The following is a 23,150-nucleotide window of genomic DNA, read 5'->3' as shown; positions in this document are numbered from 1 at the left end:
TCACCAAGTTTCGCCGTCCGGATGGAACCACGAGCTCCATAAATAAGCAGTTTGTCTCAATTGACAGTTGCTCCCGGGAACATTACCATTAATCTATTGTAAAGCATAATGCTTTTTTCAAAATGGTAAGAAGGTGACTGGAATTGCAAGCGATATATCGACCTACCCTGGCGGAAATCAACCTGGACCATCTGCGCGCCAACTATAACGCTTTTCGTGAGGCGCTGCCGGATCACATGAAATTGCTTGCTTGTGTGAAGGCGAACGCTTATGGTCACGGAGCCGTAGAAGTGGCACGCGAACTTCAGCAACTGGGTGCGGCATACTTAAGCGTGGCTTTCCTTGATGAAGCGCTTGAGCTTCGGCAAGGTGGCATCTCTGGCCCGATCCTGGTGCTCGGTTATACCCCACCGGAAGCTGTAGAGATCGCTTACGAGTATGATGTAACCATAACCCTGTTCAGTTCGGAAGTGCTCCAAGCGATAAAGGCACTGCCGGTCAAGCCGGAGAAGCCGCTTAAGGTACACATCAAGATTGACAGCGGAATGGGTCGTTTGGGCCTGCTTCCCGGCGAAGATGCGATTTCTTTTATAGAAGAAGCGTTATCGCTGCCGCAGGTTGTGGTCGAAGGAATGTTTACCCATTTTGCAAGAGCGGATGAAGAGAACAAAGACTATACGTTGGGACAGTATCGCCGTTTCCAGGGCGTTGCGGACGCTCTTCGGGATAAGGGTTACCATATCCCGATCATACATACGGGCAACAGCGCTGCTGCGATCGATACACCTGAGCTATCCTATAATATGGTTCGTGTCGGCATCGGCTTGTACGGACTATATCCTTCGGACGAGGTGAATCGAAAGACAGTGAGCCTCCGCCCTGTCATGACGCTAAAGACAAAGCTTGTCTACGTCAAAAATTTACCTCCGCATTCCGGCATCAGCTATGGGACGAAGTATGTAACGGAGCAGGAAGAACGAATTGGAACCCTTCCCATCGGTTATGCCGATGGCTTCTCTCGTATGCTGAGCGGTAAAGCGGAAGTGCTGATACGCGGCCGCCGCGTCCCTGTAGTCGGAAATATCTGTATGGACCAATGTATGGTATCGCTCAAATCTTTCGCCGAGGAGGCGGAACAAATCAAAGCTGGTGAAGAGGTTGTACTCATCGGCCAGCAATCTGGCGAATGCATTACGGCAGATGAGCTGGCAGCCAAGCTGGGGACGATCCACTATGAGGTCGTCTGCATGATTGCCCACCGGGTACCGCGTCTTTATATACGCGATGATATACCGGTAAAGACCGTAAACGCGCTCTGGAACAACCTTTAAAAAAGCATGTCGCCATAAGTTATTTATTCAGGAAAGAAGGAATACGTACAGATCTTCCCGAATTAGGAATATGTCGTTTAAGTCTGTACGAAAGTGTCGATTGTAGTTTATAATGATATGCAGCATACTTGATATACCTTCGGCATATATATTCTTTTGTATAATTTTCCTTGAATAATGTAATACTGGTGCACAGGGCGAGAAGGTTGTGGGGGTGTAATAGAAGGTGGCCAATATGCAGAACACCAAACGAATCATGATCAGTTTACCGGATCATCTTTTGCAGGAAGTGGACGGGATCGCTCAGCTGGAAAATTCCAACCGCAGTGAGCTTATTAGGCAGGCCATGAAGTTGTACCTGAATGAACGGAAGAAACGTTACATTCGTGAATCCATGCAGCGGGGTTATATGGAAATGGCCAAAATTAACCTGACCATGGCTTCTGAGGCGTTTCACGCGGAGGAAGATGCAGACAACACTCTAGACCGCTTAGTAAGCGGGGTGTAGACAGTGATCGTTAAACGGGGCGACGTATTTTTTGCGGATTTATCACCTGTTGTCGGTTCTGAGCAAGGCGGCGTGAGACCGGTCCTTGTCATTCAGAACGATATCGGCAACCGGTTTAGTCCGACTGTGATTGTTGCAGCCATTACGGCACAGATTCAAAAAGCCAAGCTGCCGACTCACGTCGAAATCGACGCGGCGTCGCATGGATTTGACCGGGATTCCGTCATTTTGCTAGAGCAGATCCGGACGATTGATAAGCAGCGGCTAACCGACAAAATCACCCATCTTGATGATGAAATGATGAGCAAGGTGGATGATTCCCTGCAAATAAGTCTGGGCTTGATTGATTTTTGATTCAATCCAAGCGTTGCATGTTCCACATAGAACGGTTACGGCCAAAAAACCCTCAAGGAATAACTCCTTGAGGGTTTTTATGTGGCGGCGAGGCGCGTTTATCCCTTAGGGCGATCGATTACGCGTTTGTAGGTATGAGCACGTATGCCGTCGTGACCGCTGCTGCAATGAACAGTAGGCAGACAACGGACCAGGCAATCGCATGTTTGTCATTCATCGAAGGTGACCTCCCGATCGTAATGGAGTGTGGATATCCGGCAGCAGCATGTTCGTAGTAACAGAATATAAGCCGAAACTTAAAATCAGATGAATTGGACATTAAATGCAGCTTAAAGCCTTGCGAAGTGAGCGATGTAGTGGAAATGAGCGCTTAAGTTTGGGATAATAGCAAATATAGTTTCATTGAAGAAAGAGGGATATCATTGTCTGAATTAGAAGCTGTTGTGGAAGTAAATGAAGAACAGATTCGCAAGGAAGAATCGAAACGGATCGTGAAGCAGATCGCGAAGGAGCTTCAATTGTCCGAGAAACAGGTGCGCACGACCGTTGAACTTCTGGATGAGGGCAATACCATACCGTTTATTGCGCGTTACCGTAAAGAAATGACAGGCGAACTGGATGAGAACCAATTGCGTGATATCGAGGAGCGGACAGGCTATTTGCGCAATTTGGAGGTCCGTAAGCGGGAAGTCATCCGCATCATAGAAGAGCAAGGCAAGCTGACGGAAGAGCTGAAAGCATCGATTACGGCGGCCGTGAAGCTGCAGGAGGTGGAGGATCTCTACCGTCCGTATAAGCAAAAACGCAAGACGCGGGCGAGTGTCGCCAAGGAAAGAGGACTCGAACCGCTGTCGGAGTGGATCTGGTCGCAGCCGAAGCAGGCCGATGCGATGGTGGAGGCTGCGAAATATATCGATGAGGAGAAAGGCGTGGCTTCGGCGGAAGAGGCCCTCCAAGGCGCGATGGATATATTGGCGGAGAACATTGCCGATGATGCAGCCGTTCGTTCCTGGGTACGCCGGTTCAGCCTGGATCATGGCATTTTGACGTCGGAGGCAAAGGATACCGAAGCGGAATCCGTGTACGAGAACTATTACAATTACCGGGAATTGGCGAAGAAAATGCCGCCGCATCGGATACTGGCCATTAACCGGGGCGAACGCGAGAACATATTAAAGGTGGGGCTGGAGGTTCCTTCCGAATCCATACACGGGTATATCGGAAAGCAGGTGCTTAAAGGGCCCTCGGCCGTGACGGACATTCTGACGGCGGTGATCGAGGACTCCTACAAGCGCCTCATAGCCCCATCGATAGAGCGCGAGGTGCGCGGGGAGTTGACGGAAAAAGGGGAGAACCAGGCGATCTCCATCTTTGCGGGGAATCTGCGCAGCTTGCTGCTGCAGCCGCCGGTGAAGGGGCGCCGCGTGCTGGGCGTCGATCCGGCTTATCGTACCGGATGTAAGCTTGCCGTAGTCGATGACACGGGCAAGCTGCTGGAGGTAGCCGTCACGTATCCGACGCCGCCGGCCAACAAGAAGCGGGAGGCTGCCGCGAAGTTCAAGGAGCTGATTGCGAAATACGGAATCAAGCTCATTGTCATCGGGAACGGTACGGCATCCCGCGAAACGGAGCAGTTCGTAGCGGAAGAAGTCATTGCGGAGCTCGCCGACCCTGAGCTTGCTTACCTCATCGTTAACGAAGCCGGGGCAAGCGTGTATTCGGCTTCGAAGCTGGCGCAGGAAGAATTCCCGGATCTGGATGTGGCCGAGCGCAGCGCAGCCTCCATTGCACGCCGCGTGCAGGATCCGCTGGCCGAGTTGGTGAAGATCGATCCGAAGTCGATCGGCGTGGGGCAATATCAGCATGACGTAACCCAGAAGCATCTGGAGGAAAGCTTGAAAGCCGTCGTGGAGTCCGCGGTGAACCATGTCGGGGTGGACGTGAATACGGCATCGCCATCGCTGCTCTCTTATGTGGCCGGCATCAATGCAACCATTGCGAAAAATATCGTGAAATACCGGGAAGAGAACGGGAAGTTTGTCAGCCGGAAGCAGCTGCAGAAGGTTCCGCGTCTCGGTGCCAAGACCTATGAGCAGTGCGTGGGCTTCATGCGGATTTCGGAAGGCGAGAACATCCTGGATCGTACTCCGATTCACCCGGAATCCTATGCGGTGGTTGACCGTTTGTTCCAGGAGCTTCAGGTCGGCCTGGACAAGCTGGGAAGCAAGGAGCTGGCTGAGCTGCTGGATGCCCAGCAACCGGAGAGCCTGGCCGTGAAGCTTGAGGTGGGCGTGCCGACGCTTCGCGATATTCTGGACAGCCTGCAGCGTCCGGGACGCGATCCGCGGGAGGAACTGCCGCTGCCGATTTTCCGCCAGGACGTGCTGAAGATCGAGGATCTTGTGCCGGGAATGGAGCTTCAGGGAACGGTACGCAATGTCATCGATTTCGGAGCCTTTGTCGATATCGGCATCAAGAGCGACGGCCTGGTGCATATCTCCCAGCTGAGCGATGGATTTGTTAAACATCCGATGGATGTCGTCTCCGTTGGGGATAATGTTACCGTGTGGGTGCTGAACGTGGATTTGAAGAAGGGGCGCGTCGGATTGACGATGCGCAAGCCGAAAGACCAAGGATAGAACTAAAATGAGCTAAAAAAGAGCCGTATTCTCCTTCTGGGAGAAACGGCTCTTTTTTTGGGTTCTTTTTCTCATCATTGGCTGGGTCGACTGCGAATAGAGTTTATTCTGGAGGAAGGTTTAGTCATGACTCAGTTTTAGAAGCAGGACGTTTTTATCGTAAGCATGTATGTTGCGATATACTGCGCCAGCTTAAACGCACGCCTATTTCCCGGGCTCTGACTGCTGCTTTTTCTTCGCCCGAAAGCGTCTGACCTTCATCAGATTGCCGCACATTTTATCGTCGCAATAACGTTTGGAGCGGTTTCGCGTATCGTCGTAATACACCCAGAGGCAATCCGGATTGGTGCAGATGCGAAATCGGGATAGCTCGCCTTGCTCGATGGCTTGCGCAAAGGAGCCGGCGATCTCGGCAGCGGCTGCTTGCAGGCCTGGATTTTGCGGTATATAAGAAAGTACCCCTTTTTGATCCTCTTCGATCTTGAGCTGCCGAATGACCGGCCCTGTCGCCATCCAGCGGTTCAATTCCTCTACTTGCTGGCGGGAAGGTAGGGTACCTGCAACGATGCGCTGAACGCATAATCGCAGGAAGGATCGGAGCTGCCGGAGAAGTTCCAGTTCATCCGAAGTCAGCGGAACGGCGACGTGGAGCTCATGCTCGCTAATAAATTCAGTGAGCCAATCCTCCCGGGCGAGCCGGTCCACGGATCGGCCGCTGCCTCTCCAGTCATGCCATTCGCTGTTTATAAAATCATCCCATAACATGAAGCTCATCCTTTCTTGTCTCATCATTGTAACAAGTAAATATATATGTTGCTAGTTACTTGTATTGGGATCTGAAGTGTGTTAGTTTTTATGTAATGCTCTATTTTATTTATGGTAGTTACATTCAAAGCGGAGGCGATGGACATGAACATGAAGGAATTGCTGCTGCAAAACTGGAATTATGCGATGGATCAGGAGGATTGGTATCCTCCGATTCTACCGGCGCTGAAGGAGGTTACGCTCGAGCAGGCATTGTGGAAGCCGGAAGGGGAGGCGGCGAATTCCATTTGGGAGAACGTGCAGCATTTGCTGTATTATAAGGAGCGTTTGCTCGGCAGATTGGAAGGGAGACCGCTTCATAATGAAGGGATAGGAAACGACGAGACGTTTCTGATCCATGACACCAGTGAGGAAGCCTGGGATACGGCCCGGAAGCAGCTTCAGGAGGTTCATGTAACATTAAGACAGAAGTTCGAGGCGATGACGGAAGACGAGATCGAAGAATCGCCGCAGCGGATACTCAGCTTAATCATGCATGACGCCTATCATACGGGGCAAATCGTTTTTATTCGGAAGCTTCAGGGCTCCTGGCCAGCTAGACGAAGCGAATTATAGGAGCGGATTCGACGGATGCAGTCCACCTATTACCATGCAAAAATAAGCCGGACAGAGCGTCCGGCTTATTGTCAACCTTATGGATCGATTGCAGGCCCTAGCGGGCATTCGAATTTTCTTCACCCGGGGAATTTCGGTAAAAGTACCAGCATTCGTTCAGCAGCTTGATCTGACGTCTGTCCTTCTTGCGGAAAGCGCGTGTCAACTGATTGCAGAGCCATTGCGGCAAGGGTATCTCCTCCTCTTGCTATTTCCATCTGTATGGATAGCATATGGGGAAAATGCCCAAAGCGTGCAGGTCTACCTCGATTATTGCGCTTCTTCCTCGTACCATTGCTCGAGCTGAGCTTGAAGGGCCCGAATTTCGGTAAGCAGCGAGATGAGCGGATATTCCTTTTCGTTCAGGGAAGCAAAGGCCTGCTCAAGCTCATTTATGTATTCAAGACCACCCTGAATGCTCAGCGATTCCTGCAGCAAATCCAAATGGTCGCATTCGGCTACGGCAAGAGGCAGCTGAGGTTTGCCTGCTGCGGTGAGTTTATCGATTTCCTTGTTCAGGCGTAAATTCAGGGCACTGAGCTGGTAAGCATAGTCACTGGGCATTTCGACAAAGAACAGCTCGTCCTGACCCTTTAAAATAACGTAGCGCATGTTCGGCATGATTGCAGGTTCTCCCTCCATACTTTCTACTTGACAGTGTAGCCCAGAGAGAAGTTAAAATTCAAGTAGCATTTATCAGGGCAAAGGAAGGATCAGACATAGTGACAACGAACGAGATGAGTAATGAGGAGCTGCAGGCCTGGGTCGAGAAAATCTCGCTGGAGAGCTTTCGGGTTCCGTTCAGGCATCAGGCTACGTTTAACCGGCGATTGTCCTCGACCGGCGGCCGCTATTTCATGAAAAGCCATCATATCGAGATCAATCCGCATCAGCTGGCCACGCACGGCAGGGAAGAGGTGGAGAAGATCATCAAGCATGAGCTGTGCCATTATCATCTCCACATTGCGGGCAGGGGATATCGCCATCGCGATGCCGATTTCAAGAAACTGCTGCAGGCCGTTGGTGGAAGCCGTTTCTGCAAATCGTTGCCAAAGGGCAAGGCGGCGGGCCGTCGTCAACCGGAACCGTACCGATACATGCTTCGCTGCGGCGACTGCGGGACGGAATACCTGCGTAAACGGAAGATGGATCCGGCCCGGTATCGGTGCGGAAAGTGCGGCGGGCGTCTAACGCTTCTGAAGCTTGACTCCCCTAAGAAGTCATGATAAATTATTAGTATTCAACTTCACGTTCCCTGATAGCTCAGTTGGTAGAGCACTCGACTGTTAATCGAGTTGTCACAGGTTCGAGTCCTGTTCGGGGAGCCATATGGAGAGATACCCAAGTGGCTATAAGGGGACCCTCTGCTAAGGGGTTAGACTGCGTAAGCGGTGCGAGGGTTCGAATCCCTCTCTCTCCGTTGAGCATTACATCGAAGAAAGCTCCCATCACCAAGTGATCGGGAGCTTTCTTTGCATAGGGATGAGAACCCTGATAGGGTTCGTCGGAGCATAATCAGCGTTAGGGATACTTCGCAGTCTCGACCAAGGGAGAGTATCCCTCTCTCTCCGTTGAGCATTACATCGAAGAAAGCTCCCATCACCAAGTGATCGGGAGCTTTTTTTGCATAGGGATGGGAACCCTGATAGGGTTCGTCGGAGCATAATCAGCGTTAGGGATACTTCGCAGTCTCGACCGAAGGGAGAGTATCCCTCTCTCTTTCGTTGAGCATGAATGAGGGAATAAAGCCCGATGAAACAGATTATTGCAATGGGTGGCGGCGGTTTCTCGATGGAACCTGATAATTTGCTGCTTGATCGCTATGTTTTGGCACAAGTATCGAAAGAATTGCCTGACGTGTGTTTTGTTCCGACGGCAAGCGGGGATGCGGATGGGTATGTTGAACGTTTCTATCATGCTTTCCGGACACTGCCGTGTATTCCCAGTCATCTGTCGCTGTTCCAGCCGAACTTTGCCGATCTTCGGTCTTTTGTACTCGAGAAGGATATCATTTATGTTGGCGGGGGCAATACCCGGAATATGCTGGTCTTGTGGAAGGAATGGGGCCTGGATCAGATACTCAAAGAAGCGTATGAACAGGGTGTCATTTTAACCGGGTTAAGCGCTGGCTCCATTTGCTGGTTTGAGCAAGGGGTGACGGACCCGTTGAACGGACCTTTGTACGAACTTGAGGGTTTGGGTATATTACAAGGCAGTCATTGTCCGCATTATGATGGAGAGAGCAAAAGAAGACCCGCCTATCACAAACTCGTGCTTCAAGGTGAAGCATACGCAGGATATGCTGCTGATGATGGGGTGGCATTGCATTTCATGGACGGACGGTTGCATCGAATCGTAAGCTCAAGGGAGAATGCACATGCATACCATGTGAAGCGTGAAGGAAATAGCGTTCAAGAAGGGAAGTTGACACCGGATTTTTTAGGCTGATTTATTGGCCGAAAAAGCTCCGTAAATAAATTTAAAAATTTGCGAAAAAAAAGCTTGCCAGCATTTTTGAAATTGTGCTATACTCAATCTTGTCGTCACGGCGACGTGGTTAAAGTGGCCCGTTGGTCAAGGGGTTAAGACACCTCCCTTTCACGGAGGTAACAGGGGTTCGAATCCCCTACGGGTCACCACTTTCTATATAACTTCGGGATGAGAACCCCGTCGGTTCGTCGGAGCATAATCTTCGTTAGGATAAACTTCGCAGTCTCGAATGTAGTGAGAGTATCCCCTACGGGTCACCACTTTCTATATAACTTTCGGGATGAGAAACCCGAGTAACCACTTTCTATATGGCAGCCGCACGATTGTCATCGAGAGCCATTAGCTCAGTTGGTAGAGCACCTGACTTTTAATCAGGGTGTCGAAGGTTCGAGTCCTTCATGGCTCACCATTTTTACTAAGCACGAAGAGATGTATCCCTTATATTATGCGGTAGTGGTGGAATGGCAGACACGCTATCTTGAGGGGGTAGTGGGTGTATACCCGTGGAGGTTCGAGTCCTCTCTACCGCATACCATGTTGAAGAAGAAGCTTCACGCATAGCGTGGAGTTTTTTTATTTATATATCAGGATTTCCATAGAGATTATCCATATTTTAGATATTTTTCATTGCGCGTTTATGCAAAACCGGTGTTTCATCTCTGGTCAAGAGGTTAATATCATATCGTGGACGAGCAACAACTTCCAAAAACCTATAAGGAGTGATTCAGAATGGCTAATAACAATAATGGAAAGATGAGCCGTGAAGAAGCAGGACGTTTAGGTGGAGAAGCAACAGCGAACAACCATGATAAAGAGTTTTACCAAGAGATCGGACGGAAGGGCGGCGAAGCGACGTCCCGCTCCCATGACAAAGAATTTTATCAGGAAATCGGCAAAAAAGGCGGAGACTCCACGTCAAACTCCCATGATAAGGAGTTTTATCAAGAGATTGGCCAGAAGGGCGGCGAAGCGACTTCCGACTCCCATGGCAGGGAGTTCTATGAGGAAATCGGCCGCAAAGGCGGCGAGGCTACCTCGGATTCCCATGGTCGCGAGTTCTACCAAGAAATTGGACAGCAGGGCGGCGAAGCCAGAAACGGCAGCGGCAGCAACGGGGATGGCAAGATGAGCCGTGAAGAAGCGGGCCGCAAAGGCGGCGAGGCTAGAGCTCGGCAGCGCCAACGGGGAAATTAATGAAAATTCAGCGGATGTGAGAAGAGACTCCCCTTGGAGGGGGTTGAAACGCTCTCATTCAAAAGATCCGCCTTAAGACACACTTGTAAATAGCAGCAGCCATGACTCCTTTTAGGGAGACATGGCTGCTTTCTTTTTTAGCCTGACTATCATGGCGCATTATGGGAAAGACGAAGAACGTGCTGGACATTTGATACGGTGTATGATAATTATATGATAATGATAACCATTCTCATTTAAGGTTGGGGTCTGCAATGATGTTAAACCTATCGATGAATAGCAGCAAGGACGAGCTGCGAGAATACAGCGGGTTCATGGCCCGTTTATGGAATATGGATATTGTTCATGGGCAAGGGATGTCCTTGGAACAACAGTTGGCCGTGCAACCGGCCTTGATCGTCCCGCTTAGCGGAGAGACCTGTTTGCAGCAGGCAGAGCAAGTGACCCGCATGAATAAGGGGTGCGTTTATTTTTGCGCGGCGGGATCTACTTTCGGCATTACGAGCGGCGAGTACTGGAGTTCCGAGGAACAGGAACAGGCAGCGGTTGCTATCCTTCATTTTGGCTTCTATGAAGGGATGTCGGGCTGCGGTCGGTTGCATGAAGTGGACGGCGCCGCATTCATGCCCTATGACGGCATCTTTGTCATCAGCTCCCCGGACCGCTTGAATCTCGTCTGCCGGGCGATGTATAAGGATTTTCACAGCATGGAGCCCATGAAGCAGTGGAGGGTTCAGCTGGATTTTCAAGAGCTGCTGTACACGATGATGGCCGAATGCAGCCCATATGCCAAGAATGATAAACGGCAAGCGCTGGAGCGGGTGAAGGAGTATATCGAAGAGCATTACGATGAAGATTTAACGATCGAGCAGCTGGCGAATCTCTCCGAGCTGAGCCCCAAGTATTTTGTAGAGGTATATAAGAAGACCTATGGGCACAGCGCAATGGATTATTTGGCGAACGTCCGTTTGAACAAGGCCAAACAATTGATGCTGGGTTCGGATTCCTTGCTGCGTGAGGTTGCCCATATGGTGGGGTATAAGGATGAATTTTATTTCAGCCGCAAGTTTAAGAAAGCTTTCGGGATCTCGCCCTCCGCCTATATGAAGACAAGGAAAAATAAACTGGCGATGTACGGCTCAACGAGCCTATTGGGTTACGCCATGCCGCTGGATTTCACGCCGTACGCGGCTCCGCTTCATCCAAAGTGGTCACAGCATTACTATAACCATCTCGGCCCGGATATTCCGGTCCATCTGGATGCATACCGCCAGAACCATAACAAATATGCGAATCTGGAAAAGCTGGCCACGGCACGTCCGGAGCTCATCGTGTGCGCGCAGGGGGTCGAGGAGTGGGAGAAGGAGCAGCTTCGGCAGATCGCCCCTCTCTATGAAATGCCGGGAGAGCAGGAAGGATGGCGGTTCAACTTGCTTAGTCTCGCCAAAATGCTGGACAAGCTGCCTGAAGCAGAGCAGTGGATTGAAGCGTTTCATCACAAGATATCGGCTTACCGGGAGAAGCTCCCCTCTAGCAATAGGGAAGCCCGTACGCTTTTGACCGCGCGCCTGCATCAGGATGAACTTCGGGCATACAGCCATCCGGGCATGAAGGAATTACTATTCGATGATTTCGGTTTTCAGCCGGCCCTGCCTATGGATCAGCAGAATGAGGGGTATTTAACGATGGAGCAGATCAGGGAGAGCCGTGCAAACCATCTGCTTCTTCTGATCCGTCAAGATTCCGAAACGCTTGCCTATTGGAGGAGACTGCAGGCGACGCCGGAGTGGATGACCATCTCCGCGGTGAGAGAGGGAACGTTCCATCAATTATCCTCTTATCCTTGGCGTGAGTATTCGCCCATTGCAATGGAGCAGATGGCGGAGGAGGCCTTCCGGTTGTTTTCCGGAAAATGTCCATGAGGAATCCGGTTATTTGTCCATGGTGCATAGAGAGCAAATCCGATAGTATGATCAATAATGATAATCATTATCAATTATTAAATGATCATGGATCATGGAAGGGGTAACTGGAGAGAGATGAAACGGATGAAAATGGTCTTGGGGTTATTGCTGGTATTTGCTTTGGTACTATCTGCTTGTGGCGGAGGTAACGAGGCTAAAGATACAGACGGAGCAAGCACGAGTAATGCAGGAAGCACGAACACCGCTGAGGAGAATAAAGCTTCGAACGAAGAAACACCCGCAGCGGGCGAAACCAAAGTTGTGAAATATCTTGATCAGGAATACACGCTTCCTGCCAAGACGGAGCGGATCGTTATCACGGGTGCCGTCGAAGCCATGGAGGACTCTATTGTACTGGAAGTGAATCCGGTCGGAGCGATCAGTTTCTCGGGCACTTTCCCTCCATTGTTTGAGTCGATTACGAAGGATGCCCAGTCGGTAGGCGAGAAAACGGAGCCGAATTTCGAAACGATCCTCTCGCTTAAACCGGACGTGATTTTGGGATCTTCCAAGTTCAAGCCGGAGGTCGTGGAACAATTGAATAAAATTGCCCCGACGATACCTTATTCTCATGTATCCACCAACTGGGAGAGCAATTTGAGATTGCTGGGCGAGCTGAGCGGCAAGCAGGAAGAGGCTGAGCAAGAGATCTCTAAATATAAAGAGGATCTGGAAGCCACAAAGGCAACCATCGGAGACAGCCTGAAGGACAAGAAGGTTTTGGCGCTACGGGTTCGTGCGGGGGAGATGTACATTTACCCGGCTGGGGTATTCTTTAATCCGGTATTGTACGAGGATCTGGGAATCGCCGTACCGGCTGAGGTAGAAGCCGCGCAAGCGCAGGAGCTGGTCTCCAAAGAGAAAATGGCTGAGATGAATCCGGATTACGTGTTTGTCCAGTTCTCTCCGGACGAGAACAAGGATACGCCGAACGCACTGGAAGAGCTGCAGAATGATCCGATCATGAAAAACCTGAACGCGTTCAAGAACGGAACGGCTTTTGTCAACGTGGTTGACCCGCTTGCTCAAGGCGGTACCGCGTACAGTAAAATCGAGTTTCTGAAAGCTGCCGTCGAAAATCTTACGAAATAATATCATTCATTCCAGTATAAACGTATAAGGCGTGTTGTTCATGGGGTTCAAAAAATCGCTGCCGGCTGTCATCCTTGTGATGGCCCCGGCAGTCTGCTTATTGCTCATAGCGGCCTCCATCCTGTATGGAGCCAAGAATATTTCGATGGATACCGTCTGGGACTCCATCTTCGCTTTTGACCCGGAGAGCATCGACCATCAGATCATTATGAGCTCCCGGCTGCCCCGAGTCGTCGGGGCTATGTTGATCGGTGCTTTTCTGGCGGTTTCGGGCGCTCTTATGCAGGGGATGACAAGAAACTATCTAGCCTCCCCCTCCATTATGGGGGTATCGGACGGTTCGGTGTTCGCGGTGACCTTGTTCATGGTATTCATTCCGAATGCCAGCTCCAATATGTACATTGTCAGTTCATTGGTTGGTTCCGCGATCGGTGCAGCCGTCGTGTTCGGATTAGCATGGCTTATTCCAGGGGGGCTCAGTCCGGTTCGGCTGGCTATACTAGGAACCGTGATCGGGACGTTTCTTAGCGGAACGGCCGAAGCTTTGGCAGCTTATTTTCAAATCTCCCAAAGCATCAGTTTTTGGTACAATGCCCGGCTGCATGCCATGGATCCCGAGCTGATCAAGCTGAGCATTCCGTTTGCGATCGTCGGTTTGTGCCTCGCCGTGGTTTTGTCCAAATCGATCACGCTGCTCTCCCTCGGGGACGAGACGGCCAAGGGGCTTGGCGTCAAAACATGGCTGGTGAAAGGCCTTGCGATGCTGGCGGTCGTGATCTTGACGGGCGTATCGGTGGCGCTGGCAGGGAAGGTTGCCTTTGTAGGCTTGATTGTCCCTCATATTGCACGGTACTTATCGGGCTCCGATTACCGATGGATCGTACCGGTATCGGGCGTGCTTGGCGGCATGTTCCTGGCGCTGTGCGACATACTCGCCCGGTTCGTGAACAGCCCTTTCGAGACGCCGGTCGGTGTCATCACTTCGCTGATCGGCGTGCCGTTCTTCCTCTATCTGATCAAGACGAGGGGAGGGGCTCAGCGTGCATAACACATCTTATCGGTTCCTGATGGTGCTGGCAGGCGGGATAGCGGTCGTATTGGCAGCCGTTTATTTCAGTCTGACCAACGGAACGTTTGACATGTCCATCAAGGAAGTATTCCAGACGCTCTTTCGGATGAAGCCCAATTCGGACTTTGATCTTGTCGTGTTTGAATTCAGGCTCCCCCGAATCGTGCTTGGCGCCCTTGTCGGTTTTGCGTTGGGGATGGCCGGTGCCGTCATCCAAGGGGTAACCCGCAACGGGCTTGCGGATCCGGGCATCCTCGGCATCAATGCAGGCGCCGGCATGGCGGTCGTATTGTTTATGTTCCTGCTGCAAGGGCAGATCACGATGACCGGCTGGCTCGGGGTGATGATGATGCCCATGTTCGGCATCGCGGGCGGTTTGGCAGCGACCACGGCCATATACATGTTTGCGAGAGAAAACAGAAAGCTGGATCCACAGCGGCTCATACTTGTGGGCATTGCGATCGCATCCGGCTTTGGAGCCGTTACCATGTATGTTTCGCTAAAAATGAACCCGAAAGATTATGAGATGGCGGTTGCCTGGCTCGCCGGCAGCCTTCATAGCGCCAACTGGAAGTTTGTGGTGACCATGCTGCCGTGGCTCGTTATTTTGCCGCCTGTCATCTGGCTTCGCTCTCAAGTGCTCGACTTGTTCCAGCTGAGCGAGGAAAGCGTGAAGAGCGTAGGGGTATCCGTCGAGCGCGAGAAAAATATATTGCTTCTGTGCAGCATCGGCCTGGTGAGCGCCAGCGTAGCCGTATCCGGCAGCATCGGGTTTGTCGGCCTGATTGCTCCGCATATGGCCAGGCAGCTTGTCGGACTGCGGCACAGGCATATCATCCCGATCAGCGGCATAGCGGGCATGGCGATTGTTGTCATAGGCGACTTCATCGGCAGAACGATATTCGCTCCGGCCGAGCTTGCTGCAGGCATTGTGGTATCCGTGATCGGGGTTCCGTATTTTATCTATTTATTAATTCGCATGAGAAAATAAAAGCAGCTTTCGGGAGGATCACATGAATCGTTACAAGCAGCTGGCAGTTGAGGGCAGAGAGCTTATACTGTATCTGCCTCCTTCCTATCTGGAGTCTGACCGTTCCTATCCTGTTGCCTATGTTCAAGATGAAGGAGATATGTTCACGGACTGCTTGAACTATTTGAATCATTTGTTTGCGGCAGGCCGGCTGGAAGAGGTCATCCTGGTCGGAATCTCGTCAACGAACCGGAATCGTGAGTATACGCCTTGGCCGGCTGAGCCTTTGCTGGAGAGCAACCCTCCTTTCGGCGGGGAGGGGAGAGCTTATGTCGATGAGGTAGCGGATGTCATCAAAGCATACATAGACCATCGGTACCGAACGCTTCCAGAGCCTGATCATACGGCCATCATCGGAGGTTCCTTTGGCGGTTTGATCTCGATGTTCGCGGGATATTGGCGTCCCGATACCTTCGGACGGATCGGCATGCTGTCGGCTTCGTTATGGTACGAGGGGGTGATGGACTACATCCGCCAGCAGGAAAAATGGCCGGCTGAGCAGCGGGTGTATATGTCCGTCGGGCAGCTTGAAGGGGCGTATAAGCAAAATGCGCAGAAAAATATGTTTGTGAACAACGTGGAGGCCCATCGGTTCTGGCTTGAGCAAGGGGTGAGCCGCGAGAGGCTGCAGCTGGCGGTAGATCCTGACGGAACCCATGATCCTATCTTTATGTCCAGAAGATTTCCGGATGCGCTGCGGTGGCTGTTCGTCGGGGAAGCAGAGGAGCAAGCATCGGCGAAGGGGCGAGCTCAACATGAGGATCCGGATTATCAGGAAAAGCACGAATCGCATAATAACCAAGATAACCAAGTAAAGGCCCCTTTGTTTTCCGTACCGGGAACGCTGACCTGGTCCATGCAGTCCGACGAGACGGGCCGCGAATACCGCATTTTCATCGCCGAGCCGATGGGACCGCCTCCTGAGGGAGGTTATCCCGTGTTATATTCGCTGGATGCCAATGCCACCTTCGGCACGCTGGCCGAAGCCATCCGCCTGCAATCCCGTACGCCGCGGGGCATTCCCTCGGCGCTCATCGTCGGCATCGGCTTTGACAGCGACAACCCTATCGTGAGCAGCGAGCGCTTCTATAACTTTACGGAATATGCCGATCCCGCTGAACTGCCTGTCCGGCCAAACGGCATGGATTGGCCGGAGACGGGCGGCGTGGAGGCGTTCCTTACCTTCATCGAGCAGCAGCTGAAGCCGGCCGTGGAGCGGCGGTATGCAGTGAACCGATCGAAGCAGGCGCTGTTCGGACACTCGCTCGGTGGATTTTTCACCTTGTATACCTTATTCACCAGACCGGATGCCTTTTCGCGGTATATTGCGGCATGTCCCTCGGTGTGGTGGAAGAATTACGCGCTGTACCAGCGATGGGAAGAGGGGAAGAACCGCTTACGACAAAGCGGGGAACGCAAGTCGCTCCGCCTGTACGTGGGGGCCGAGGAGAAGCCGTCCATGGTGAAGGATGCCAGGGAACTCTATGCCCTTCTCAGAGGGCATGAAGAGGTGCTGGAGACGACGTTCGACGAAATTGAGGGTGAAGGGCATGTTTCGATACTGCCGACCCTCATAAGCCCCCTGCTTCGTTTTGTGAACGCGTAATCAACCAAAGAATGCCTCAAGCATAAATAAGCAGCTTCGAATCCAGTGATCATCGGATATCGAAGCTGCTTATTCTGTGTTGTATGCAAACGGGGCGTTAATCGGGCAATTCCGGATCATCGAGAATGGAAGAATATTTCGGGTATAATCTGCGAATGCAATCCGGACAAATATCATGGGTAAACTCAATGGGGAGGCGGCTCTCCAAATAGCTCTCCACAGGCTCCCATTCATCCGCTTGGCGAACATATTTGCATACGGCACAGATCGGGATATGTCCTGGAATAGGGAAGCTGTGCGCCAGCGCTTGTTCCAGAAGCAGTTCCTTGTGCTTGAACTTCGTAATATCCGTGAACGATATCATGGCTCCGTGAACACGGCTGTCCTTGTTCATCATCAAGGGCAGCACCTCGCACAGAACCCAGTTCTGCCGGTCATTCCATTCCACGGCATATTCAAAAGAATAATCAGGCAGCTTGCCCAGTATCACTTCCTTTACGGATGGCAAATCCATCTCATGGGAAAATGGATCGAATACAGAACACAAGTGCCGGGAAGTCATATCGAAAAAAGATGCTCCATGCCACCTAAAGTCAGGCGGGACACCGTATTTTTCGGCCATGGCAATGAGCGGATCGTTGATTTTGTCTATGATGCCATCCGGGGTAATGACCATCAGCCCCTTATTCAAGGAGTGCACCGCATTATTCCAGGATGTGGTCATGGTATCGTAGGGCAATTTACTCGCTCCTCGTACGGAATAGACTCATGAGTAAAAGATACGACGATCCATGAGTACTATGGTATAATTTAGGCAATATATCTTGATTATACACGTAATTAAGTCATTATGCAAGACAAAAATACGTACATAAGATATTTTTCTTTTAAAGAGAAATAGGAAGGCGGTTGTTTGATGCAGTCTATTTACCAACGAATCGAACATCTCATAGAAAGCCGGGGTATGACCAAGAAGGCGTTTTGTGAAACCCTCGGGATCAGCACAGGAAATTTTGGTGACTGGAAGAGGGGAAAAACAACGCCGAGCACGAATAAATTGATTGAGATTGCAGCATTTTTTTCCGTCAGCCTGGATTGGCTGATTATAGGAAGAGGCAGTCCGACCAGCCGTGTCAAGGAAGCCCGCGGGGAATATGAAGTAGATCCGGAATCTTTGGATCCTGCCTTAATGTCCGGTCTGGCAGAGCATGAGAAGGAATTTATCCGCGAATACATCGAGTTTTCAGCCTATCGGAAGGACAAGCGCAGCGACAAGAGCTAGCTGATGCAAAAGCCCGACCTAAGGCCCAGATTTTGGCGCTTTACTTTTGAGCAAGGGGGCAGTATAATAGGGAATGTTCACTGCAGAACATCCCTTATACATGCGGTAGTGGTGGAATGGCAGACACGCTATCTTGAGGGGGTAGTGGGTGTATACCCGTGGAGGTTCGAGTCCTCTCTACCGCATACTTCATAAAGAAGCTGTTTATCAAGTGCAATTCCCTTTGATAAGCGGCTTTTTTTGTTATGTTCTTTGCGTGCCGGGATAATGCTCAACTATGGTGAAATACCTTATTTATCGTTTCAAATTGCCCTGAAAGTTTAAAGAGTACATGTAGAGACCATAATAGGGCATGAAGGAGATGAACGAGCATGAAACCATTATACACAGCAGATGTTAAAGTCGTCGGAGGGCGGGAAGGCTCCGTTGAATCTACCGATGGCGTTCTCAATCACAAATTAAGCATGCCGAAAGAGCTCGGAGGTCCGGGCGGAGCCGGAACCAATCCGGAGCAGCTGTTCGCGGCCGGTTATGGCGCCTGCTATGAAAGCGCCTTGGCCAACATCGCCCGCAAGGAGGGCGTCGAGCTGAAAGATGTCGTGATCCATTCCCAGGTGTCGATCGGAAAAGACGAAGGCGCTGACGGCTTTAAACTAGCAGTGAAGCTGAAGATCGAAATGCCGGGCATCGAACGAAGCCAGGCGGAGGATCTCGCGAAGAAAGCGCACGCGTTTTGCCCGTATTCCAAAGCAACCCGGGGCAACATTGACGTGGAGTTAAGCGTAAGCTGACGATAGAGGATTCGGATGGCTCTCTAAAATGGGGGTCATCTTTTTTTTGTCGGCTAAAGACGCTCAATATGAAACTTTTTACATGATACGCCGTACTTCAGTTAAAGCTATGCATTGAAAGGGGCGCTTGGAATGCGAATAGAACAAATGATAGAGGAACGGTTTGTATGCAGCAAATGCGGAGGGAACCACTGCCAGACGAAAGAGGTCTCGATGTCGGGGGCAGGCTTGAGCAAAATGTTTGATATTCAGCACAATCATTTCCTATTTGTTTCCTGCACGAACTGCGGATATGTGGAAGTCTTCAACCCGGATATATTGGAAGGTAAAAAGAGGGGGCAGCTGGGCTCGATCCTGGATGTGTTCTTCGGTTGACATCACCCCTAAAATTCTTTAATATGACTAAGTACCAGAAAGTACAAACCAGTCATAAGGAATTTAAATAAAATAAACGGGTGATGAACATGCCATACAGACCGCAGATTGCAAATGTGACCACAGCTGGAAGCAATGAAAAGGAAGGGCTTTACGAATTCATTATCCACACGGCTGACGGAACGGATATTCGCGTATTCTATAACCGCTTCCCGGAATGGAAACTGACTGCGCTTAGCCGACTTGGGAAAGTACCTTGCCCGGTTTGTCGTAAGGATTTCATATGCAAATGCATGGAGAAATTCTCGAACGAATTCGACCAGCAGATGAGAGACGGCGAGTGGCTGAACAAAGCTGCTGAGTAATAAACCAATAAGCGTACTTGATCAAGCGTAGGAGAGGGCTCCTGCGTTTTTTCTTTTTTTATGGCGTGAAGGGAGCGAAGAAAATATGAAGGATCGTGCAACCGAAAATCATGAGGAATATGCAATTGTGCTGATTGATGGCGTGTGCCATTTGTGCCAGGGGCTGACCCAATTCATTATCAAGCGAGATCCCGCGGGTGCTTTCCGGTTCGCTTCGCTGCAATCCGAGATCGGTCAGGAGCTGTTGAGGCAGGGAGGGCTCGATGGAGATTCGCCGGAGACGATGGTGCTGATTGAACAGGGGAGATATTACACCAGATCGACGGGAGCTCTTCGGATTGCGCGGCGTCTTCGTTTTCCTTGGCCGCTGTCGTATGTCCTGATCCTGATTCCCCCTTTCTTACGGAACCTGGTGTACCGCTGGGTGGCGAAGAACCGTTACCGGTGGTTCGGGCAATCCAGTGAATGCATGGTGCCGACGCCGGACATTCGGCGCCGGTTTCTACCCTGATTCCGCTTGTTTTAATGATGATGCTCTGCCGTGCCTTCTTGGAATGTCGGAGTTCCCGCCTCCAGGTAGGCAAGCTCGGCCTCGGACAGTTTGCCGACGGCGAACGGTTTCTGGGGAATGATGATGGAGCCGTTGTTGCCGCTGTGCAGCTTGATGAAATACAGCCCCTCTTTTTCGAAGGTTTTGGTTACCGTATACACGCCATCTCCGACCTCGACCGCATCCGTCATGGGATCCCGCAGGGAGCCGTCATGGCTCCACAGCTCGTAGTGGACAAAATCCGCACCGGGCACTCTTTTGCCGTCTTGGGTAAGGATAATCTCGATGGTCACAGGTTGATGGACGGATAATACATCCGGAATGTTCACCTCGGCCATCAGCGGGATTTCTTTTTCATACCGATCGGCTGCCTCTGGACTGGCCGAACAAGCGCTCAGCAGCAGAACCGATAACAGTACGGTTATAATAATACGGCCTTTCACGATCATGAAACCGCCACCCCTTATTTTGATTGAGTCATAAGCGAATCAGGCATTCAGGAAAGCCTTGATCGCCGGTACCTTCCGCACGATAACATAATCGATGATCCATACGAGGATGAGAGACAAGCCCACAAGCGGGAACAGAATCCCCAAAGCGATGAGCAGCAGCAGGAACAGCCTCATGCTCTTGGCGCCTGCCTCGGGCGCTTTCGGAGCCCCCAGTCCGTGATCCGGTTTTCGTTTCCACCACAAGTACAAACCGCTTACCGCAATGAGAATGATGCCTAGGCATATCAGCAAACTGAAAATCTGGTTAACGATGCCGAATTGGGTTCCTTTGTGCAGCGTAATGCCCAGGGCAACGGCTTTGCCGACGAATCCGTAATGATCATAGCGATAATCCGCCAACACCGCGCCGCTGTACTGGTCGATATGCATGGTGGCTTCGTCCTGCGCTTTCGGCGGATAGGCCGACAACGTATACACCCCGTCCGCTTGCTGCGGGATGCTGATGGTGTAACTCGGATGCATTCCCTCGCTTCGGGCTACGTACATGACGTCTTCAATCGGAAGCGGCATAAAGTCGGAGATGGTGGAGTTGGGAACCTCCAGATTTTCGGCCGCCCAAGGCACCTCTGCCACTTCCTTCGTCTGTACCACATGGGAGGACGGCGCACTGCCCGACCAGATGGAAGGAGGATAGCCGGCACCGGTATTGGTTGCCACGGTTTGGAAATTGCTGCCCCACAGGCCTGACCAGGGTAATCCGGTCATGACGAGAAACAGCATGCCTGCCGCGATCCAGAATGCGGGAACGGCATGCAGGTCCCGGCGAAGAATCTGCTTGCCCTTGCCGAGCCTCGGATACAGGATCCCTGCGAGGCTTCTTTTCTTTTTGCTTTTGTTTTTATTTTTCGGGAACCATAAAAACAAACCGGTGATGATGAGCACGATCGCCCAGCAGGCGGCAAGCTCCACGATCCGGTCCCCGATGGTCCCGACCATCAGCTCGCCGTGGAACTCCTCGATTTTGTCCATGATCCGGTCTTTGTCTTTCAACTCGCCCATCTTTTCTCCCGTATAGGGGTCCATGAAGACGGTTATGGATTCGCTGCCCGAGGTCAGACTGATTTCCGTGGAGCGGGAATCCGACTCGCCGGGGCGGTATTTCGTGATGGTAGCGTCAGGGTAGAGCTCTTTCACTTGCCCGACCAGCTTGCTGGGCGTTACCCGTTCGGCCTGAGGGGTTACCGTGTAGTAGTCCCGATATAACGCTTGTTCAATCTGGGGCTTAAATAAGTAAACGGAGCCGGTTACAGCCAGGATGATCAGAAAAGGAGCGAAAATGATGCCGGCATAGAAATGCCATCTCCAGACGGTTTTGTACAGTGCGGCAGAGCTTGGATTTGCTGATTGATTTTCATTGGGTTTGGCTGCCGGCGTTTTCTTTTTCCCCATGGCTCGTGGCTCCTTTTCAAATACGGCTAAAATTTATATATGATGAACATATGCGTTCATTTCATATGCAATCAGGTTCATAGCTACTTAAGCGGTGCCCGGAAACCGGCTTGCTCGGCTTCTTCCTCGCTGCAGAACCACTGCTCCTGCTTCGTGCGCTCATAGTACGGGGATTGGGGCGTATGATAGATTTTCTCGCCCTTGGAGTTGATGTTGCCTTTAATGTCGCAGGCTTGCTTGGACGGTTGGGATTTCTCGGTAGTCGCTTGGGTTGCTGTGGTGTCATGGTTGTTGTTCTTATTCGTATCGTCCTGTTCCTCGGGATGGAATCCGTCTTCCTGGGCGTAGTTCTCTACGCTCCATATGCCGAGCCCCTTGTCCCGGCTGATCCGCTGCAAATCATCGAATTTGTCCACATAGCGCGTGTTGGGCGGATAGATGTAGGCGACGCGGGCCAGTCCTTCTTCAAGCAGCGATTCCTGGACCATTTTCCCGTCGGCATACACGTAAGCGAGCAGCCTGGAGTATTTATCCCGGTTCGGACCGATATCGAACTCCAATTCAAGCCGATCGGCTTGCTCCACGAGCTCCTTCGTAAAAGCCTTGGCCTCGGGCCCGAACGGCTGGACGCCCAGTTTCGGATGGCTTGTCTCGGGCGTGTCGACCAGCAGCATGCGAACATTCTCTTTTTTGCCTTCGAACATGACGCTGATGGTGTCGCCGTCAACGGCTTTGACCAATTCCACGGCAACCCGCGGCAGGTTCAGATCATCGGTGGGATAAGTCGTCTGCTTGGCATTCGTTGTGCCGGCGTCTGTCTCGGCTTCGGATGTACGGGTCGCTGCGGTTTCTTCGTTCGATGTCGCCGGGGACATCAGAGGCTGGCTGCAGCCGGATAATAACAGCAGGGCGGTTAGAAACGCGGCTAGTAAACGTTTGTTCATGGATGTCACTCTCCAAGCTTGGAAGTATTAGTTTAGATGGTTTAGGAGTTTATATATGTTAATTCTATATAAGAAGCTACTATATAGAGAACATTCGTTCTAAGCCTATATAGTAGGACATTTATCCTTGTTTTGACAATAGTGATTAAGGGCTATCTGTATAAAAAATAAAATCTTGCCGTTCTTCTGCAACTGTGATATTCTATTGTCAAATTATAACAGACAACGGAAGCACCGTTCATTGTC

At 51.3% G+C, this 23,150-nt stretch carries 25 protein-coding genes and 6 tRNA genes; 24 read left to right on the top strand and 7 right to left on the bottom strand.

Translation table 11 applies throughout. From position 1 onward, the window contains the following. The first annotated feature begins 143 nt into the window (after positions 1 to 143). The 4 genes from alr (at position 144) to MHH82_RS26875 (ending at position 4,832) form a co-directional block, all read left to right on the top strand. Entirely contained in the window at positions 144 to 1,331 is a 1,188-nt protein-coding gene (alr, locus tag MHH82_RS26890) for an alanine racemase (RefSeq protein ID WP_192570689.1), read from the top strand. Between the two features lie 226 nt (positions 1,332 to 1,557). Beyond that, the gene (locus MHH82_RS26885) at positions 1,558 to 1,839 is read left to right on the top strand and encodes a CopG family ribbon-helix-helix protein (protein ID WP_028406492.1); all 282 of its coding nucleotides are present in this window, start codon (positions 1,558 to 1,560) and stop codon (positions 1,837 to 1,839) included. Between the two features lie 3 nt (positions 1,840 to 1,842). Continuing rightward, positions 1,843 to 2,193 (top strand): type II toxin-antitoxin system PemK/MazF family toxin, encoded by a 351-nt coding sequence (locus MHH82_RS26880; RefSeq protein ID WP_006212388.1) that lies wholly within the window; start codon positions 1,843 to 1,845, stop codon positions 2,191 to 2,193. 422 nt (positions 2,194 to 2,615) lie between these two features. Next, a complete protein-coding gene (locus MHH82_RS26875; protein WP_340968683.1) occupies positions 2,616 to 4,832 on the top strand; it encodes a Tex family protein in 2,217 nt (738 codons plus the stop codon). Positions 4,833 to 5,036: 204 nt separating this feature from the next. Here MHH82_RS26875 and MHH82_RS26870 read toward each other — a convergent pair whose 3' ends face one another. Beyond that, positions 5,037 to 5,597, bottom strand: coding sequence for a CGNR zinc finger domain-containing protein (locus tag MHH82_RS26870; RefSeq protein WP_015737252.1), 561 nt, complete (start codon positions 5,595 to 5,597; stop codon positions 5,037 to 5,039). A gap of 144 nt (positions 5,598 to 5,741) precedes the next feature. Between MHH82_RS26870 and MHH82_RS26865 the strand changes: the two genes are divergently transcribed. Beyond that, positions 5,742 to 6,212 (top strand): DinB family protein, encoded by a 471-nt coding sequence (locus tag MHH82_RS26865; protein WP_340968680.1) that lies wholly within the window; start codon positions 5,742 to 5,744, stop codon positions 6,210 to 6,212. Positions 6,213 to 6,309: 97 nt separating this feature from the next. Here the strand turns inward: MHH82_RS26865 and cmpA are convergent, their stop codons facing one another. Beyond that, complete coding sequence (gene cmpA, locus MHH82_RS26860; RefSeq protein ID WP_015737250.1) at positions 6,310 to 6,441, bottom strand: cortex morphogenetic protein CmpA; 132 nt, start codon at positions 6,439 to 6,441, stop codon at positions 6,310 to 6,312. An 80-nt stretch (positions 6,442 to 6,521) separates the two neighbouring features. After that, the gene (locus tag MHH82_RS26855; protein WP_009594449.1) at positions 6,522 to 6,872 is read right to left on the bottom strand and encodes a hypothetical protein; all 351 of its coding nucleotides are present in this window, start codon (positions 6,870 to 6,872) and stop codon (positions 6,522 to 6,524) included. A 116-nt stretch (positions 6,873 to 6,988) separates the two neighbouring features. Between MHH82_RS26855 and MHH82_RS26850 the strand changes: the two genes are divergently transcribed. From MHH82_RS26850 to MHH82_RS26790, 13 genes are all read left to right on the top strand, one after another. Continuing rightward, a complete protein-coding gene (locus tag MHH82_RS26850) occupies positions 6,989 to 7,477 on the top strand; it encodes a SprT family protein (RefSeq protein WP_186326543.1) in 489 nt (162 codons plus the stop codon). A gap of 26 nt (positions 7,478 to 7,503) precedes the next feature. After that, positions 7,504 to 7,579: transfer RNA gene (locus tag MHH82_RS26845), tRNA-Asn, on the top strand. Positions 7,580 to 7,582: 3 nt separating this feature from the next. Next, a tRNA-Ser gene (locus MHH82_RS26840) sits at positions 7,583 to 7,671 on the top strand. 332 nt (positions 7,672 to 8,003) lie between these two features. Further along, positions 8,004 to 8,699: a Type 1 glutamine amidotransferase-like domain-containing protein gene (locus MHH82_RS26835; RefSeq protein ID WP_145040581.1), complete on the top strand. Its 696-nt coding sequence runs from the start codon at positions 8,004 to 8,006 to the stop codon at positions 8,697 to 8,699. Positions 8,700 to 8,815: 116 nt separating this feature from the next. Further along, positions 8,816 to 8,890, top strand: a tRNA-Glu gene (locus tag MHH82_RS26830). A 184-nt stretch (positions 8,891 to 9,074) separates the two neighbouring features. Beyond that, a tRNA-Lys gene (locus tag MHH82_RS26825) sits at positions 9,075 to 9,150 on the top strand. Between the two features lie 38 nt (positions 9,151 to 9,188). Continuing rightward, positions 9,189 to 9,271, top strand: a tRNA-Leu gene (locus MHH82_RS26820). A gap of 199 nt (positions 9,272 to 9,470) precedes the next feature. Continuing rightward, positions 9,471 to 9,935: a KGG domain-containing protein gene (locus MHH82_RS26815; RefSeq protein WP_015737244.1), complete on the top strand. Its 465-nt coding sequence runs from the start codon at positions 9,471 to 9,473 to the stop codon at positions 9,933 to 9,935. Positions 9,936 to 10,189: 254 nt separating this feature from the next. Next, positions 10,190 to 11,857, top strand: coding sequence for an AraC family transcriptional regulator (locus MHH82_RS26810; RefSeq protein ID WP_340968679.1), 1,668 nt, complete (start codon positions 10,190 to 10,192; stop codon positions 11,855 to 11,857). A 117-nt stretch (positions 11,858 to 11,974) separates the two neighbouring features. Beyond that, positions 11,975 to 12,991, top strand: a complete 1,017-nt coding sequence (locus MHH82_RS26805; protein WP_340968678.1) for an ABC transporter substrate-binding protein — start codon at positions 11,975 to 11,977, stop codon at positions 12,989 to 12,991. Positions 12,992 to 13,031: 40 nt separating this feature from the next. Then, entirely contained in the window at positions 13,032 to 14,039 is a 1,008-nt protein-coding gene (locus MHH82_RS26800; protein WP_009594414.1) for a FecCD family ABC transporter permease, read from the top strand. Between the two features lie 19 nt (positions 14,040 to 14,058). Next, positions 14,059 to 15,051 (top strand): FecCD family ABC transporter permease, encoded by a 993-nt coding sequence (locus tag MHH82_RS26795; RefSeq protein WP_340970162.1) that lies wholly within the window; start codon positions 14,059 to 14,061, stop codon positions 15,049 to 15,051. Between the two features lie 22 nt (positions 15,052 to 15,073). Continuing rightward, entirely contained in the window at positions 15,074 to 16,696 is a 1,623-nt protein-coding gene (locus tag MHH82_RS26790; protein WP_340968677.1) for an alpha/beta hydrolase, read from the top strand. Positions 16,697 to 16,793: 97 nt separating this feature from the next. Here the strand turns inward: MHH82_RS26790 and MHH82_RS26785 are convergent, their stop codons facing one another. Beyond that, positions 16,794 to 17,435 (bottom strand): hypothetical protein, encoded by a 642-nt coding sequence (locus MHH82_RS26785; RefSeq protein WP_340968676.1) that lies wholly within the window; start codon positions 17,433 to 17,435, stop codon positions 16,794 to 16,796. A 177-nt stretch (positions 17,436 to 17,612) separates the two neighbouring features. Here MHH82_RS26785 and MHH82_RS26780 point away from each other — a divergent pair, with 177 nt between their 5' ends. The 6 genes from MHH82_RS26780 (at position 17,613) to MHH82_RS26755 (ending at position 20,020) form a co-directional block, all read left to right on the top strand. After that, a complete protein-coding gene (locus tag MHH82_RS26780; protein WP_015737237.1) occupies positions 17,613 to 17,978 on the top strand; it encodes a helix-turn-helix domain-containing protein in 366 nt (121 codons plus the stop codon). Positions 17,979 to 18,080: 102 nt separating this feature from the next. Then, positions 18,081 to 18,163 (top strand) — tRNA-Leu (locus tag MHH82_RS26775). A 186-nt stretch (positions 18,164 to 18,349) separates the two neighbouring features. Continuing rightward, positions 18,350 to 18,769: an organic hydroperoxide resistance protein gene (locus MHH82_RS26770; RefSeq protein WP_015737236.1), complete on the top strand. Its 420-nt coding sequence runs from the start codon at positions 18,350 to 18,352 to the stop codon at positions 18,767 to 18,769. 132 nt (positions 18,770 to 18,901) lie between these two features. After that, positions 18,902 to 19,144, top strand: coding sequence for a zinc ribbon domain-containing protein (locus MHH82_RS26765; protein ID WP_006212369.1), 243 nt, complete (start codon positions 18,902 to 18,904; stop codon positions 19,142 to 19,144). Positions 19,145 to 19,233: 89 nt separating this feature from the next. Further along, positions 19,234 to 19,509: a hypothetical protein gene (locus MHH82_RS26760; protein ID WP_009594434.1), complete on the top strand. Its 276-nt coding sequence runs from the start codon at positions 19,234 to 19,236 to the stop codon at positions 19,507 to 19,509. Positions 19,510 to 19,594: 85 nt separating this feature from the next. After that, positions 19,595 to 20,020, top strand: a complete 426-nt coding sequence (locus MHH82_RS26755; protein ID WP_015737235.1) for a thiol-disulfide oxidoreductase DCC family protein — start codon at positions 19,595 to 19,597, stop codon at positions 20,018 to 20,020. Between the two features lie 11 nt (positions 20,021 to 20,031). On the opposite strand, the gene MHH82_RS26750 is transcribed toward MHH82_RS26755, so the two are convergent. The 3 genes from MHH82_RS26750 to MHH82_RS26740 form a co-directional block, all read right to left on the bottom strand. Then, positions 20,032 to 20,508, bottom strand: coding sequence for a FixH family protein (locus MHH82_RS26750; RefSeq protein ID WP_251498402.1), 477 nt, complete (start codon positions 20,506 to 20,508; stop codon positions 20,032 to 20,034). A 39-nt stretch (positions 20,509 to 20,547) separates the two neighbouring features. Further along, positions 20,548 to 21,960, bottom strand: a complete 1,413-nt coding sequence (locus MHH82_RS26745) for a PepSY-associated TM helix domain-containing protein (RefSeq protein ID WP_251498400.1) — start codon at positions 21,958 to 21,960, stop codon at positions 20,548 to 20,550. Between the two features lie 83 nt (positions 21,961 to 22,043). Beyond that, positions 22,044 to 22,904 (bottom strand): thermonuclease family protein, encoded by an 861-nt coding sequence (locus MHH82_RS26740; protein ID WP_145040566.1) that lies wholly within the window; start codon positions 22,902 to 22,904, stop codon positions 22,044 to 22,046. Positions 22,905 to 23,150: the final 246 nt, after the last annotated feature.

It is taken from the genome of Bacillus sp. FSL K6-6540 (assembly GCF_038007545.1).
Note: the sequence above shows the minus strand (reverse complement) of the source record. Positions and strands in the feature narration are given on the sequence as shown.